This window comes from Embleya sp. NPDC005575 (assembly GCF_040605455.1).
Classification (GTDB): Bacteria; Actinomycetota; Actinomycetes; order Streptomycetales; family Streptomycetaceae; genus Embleya.
In genome coordinates this window covers 1-1,292 of the sequence record NZ_JBEXCV010000357.1, presented here as the reverse complement: position 1 = coordinate 1,292, position 1,292 = coordinate 1, and the positions used below count along the sequence as shown (strand labels likewise).

Here is a 1,292-nt window from a genome sequence, read left to right as displayed (position 1 = left end):
CCCGCGGCGCGCAGGCCGGCCTCCGCGCACCAGTAGGCGCGTGGGTGCGCGTCCGGCGCGGGTGCGTGCACCACGATCCGGCCGGCCGGGCGCAGCACGGTCCGGGTCAGGCCGTAGAACTCCTGCGTGTACAGCCGCGCGGCGGCGCCCGTGGTGGGCCCGGGCAGGTCGGCCACGACCACGTCGAAGCGCTCCGCGGCGGCCCGCACCCACGCGAAGGCGTCTGCGCCGACGACCCGCACACGCGGATCGGCGAACGCGTCGCCGGCCAGCGCGCGCAGCACCGGATCGGTGCGCGCGGGCGCGGTCTCGGCCACGCGCGCGACCACGAGCAGCACCTCGCGCACGGCCGGGTAGCGCAGCACCTCGCGCAGCGCCAGCCCGTCGCCGCCGCCGAGCACGAGCACCCGCTCGTGCCGGCCGGCCATCGCGGGGTGCACGAGCGCCTGGGCGGCCTCGCTCGCCCCCGGAGCCGTCACCCGGCGTTCACCGTCCACGTACAGCTCGGGGCCGGCGCCGGTGTGGGTGAGCACCACGTCCTCGCGCGCGGACACCACGTCCCCTTCGTAGAGCGCGTCGCGCGCGGCGCGTTCGAAGGCGGGCGTGTACAGCCAGGTACCTGCCAACAGCGCGAGCACCGCGCCCACCGCCGCGTACATGCCCACCCGCAGCCGAGGCCGCAGATCGACACGGAACAGCCACAACACCGCGAACGCGCCCGCGATCGCGTTGACCCCGCCCGCGAGCAGCACGGTACGCAGTTGGCCCAGGTGCGGCAGCAGCAGGAACGGGAAGAGCAGGCCGCCGATCAGCGCGCCCACGTAGTCGGCCGCGAACAGGTCGGCCACCGCGCTGCCCGCCTCCTGTGGACGGATCCGCTGCACCAGCGTCATCAGCAGCGGGATCTCGGCCCCGATCAGCAGCCCGAGCACGGCCGAGACGGCGATCATCGGCCAGCGGTAGACGTCGTACCAGGCGAAGGCGGCGTACAGCGCGGTCGCGCACATCCCGCCGCACATCGCGAGCAGGATCTCGGCGGCGATGAACGCCGCCGCGGCCCGGCGCGCGAGCGGTTTGGCGGCCAGCGCGCCGACGCCCATCGCGAAGACCATCACCGAGAGCACGATCGAGGTTTCCACCACCGGGTCGCCGCCGAGCGTGCCGCCGAGCGCGGCCAGCGCCAGTTCGTAGATGAGCCCGCACGCCGCACAGACCAGCACGGCGAGCAGGACGCCTTGCGCAGCATCGACTCCAAGAGCAAAGGTATGCGCTCGAACCAATAATTCTCTCTC

At 74.1% G+C, this 1,292-nt stretch carries 1 protein-coding gene; it reads right to left on the bottom strand.

Annotated features, from left to right (window positions below; translation table 11 throughout):
* Positions 1-1,220: fused MFS/spermidine synthase (locus tag ABZS54_RS43000; protein WP_355548937.1), on the bottom strand; the 1,220-nt coding region annotated here is incomplete at its 3' end.
* Positions 1,221-1,292 lie beyond the last annotated feature (72 nt).